The 254-nt window shown below is 37.0% G+C and carries 1 protein-coding gene; it reads left to right on the forward strand.

The genetic code is table 11. From position 1 onward, the window contains the following. A partial coding sequence (locus DDE80_RS15660; protein ID WP_201261557.1) for a PD-(D/E)XK nuclease family transposase occupies window positions 1-143 on the forward strand: 143 nt, incomplete at its 5' end. Window positions 144-254: the final 111 nt, after the last annotated feature.

Genomic DNA, 254 nt, shown 5'->3' on the forward strand with positions numbered 1-254 from the left:
TGAAAGTAGATTATGCCTTTAAGCAACTATTTGGTAGTGAAAAAAATAAAGATATTACGGTGGTATTCCTAAATGCCATCTTACAAAAAACAGGGCGCAATACCATCAAAGAAGTAGTATTTATTAACACACGTGTTGATTAACCAAAATCATCCAGTATTTATTTGATACAGCTCGCGATGAAATTCGAGTATTTCTCCCAGACCAATCCGCCATTCGATTGGCAGAGTAGCACAAAGAAGCTGGCGCGTAAA

The sequence above is a fragment of the Metalysinibacillus jejuensis genome (assembly GCF_003057615.1).
GTDB lineage: Bacteria > Bacillota > Bacilli > Bacillales_A > Planococcaceae > Metalysinibacillus > Metalysinibacillus jejuensis.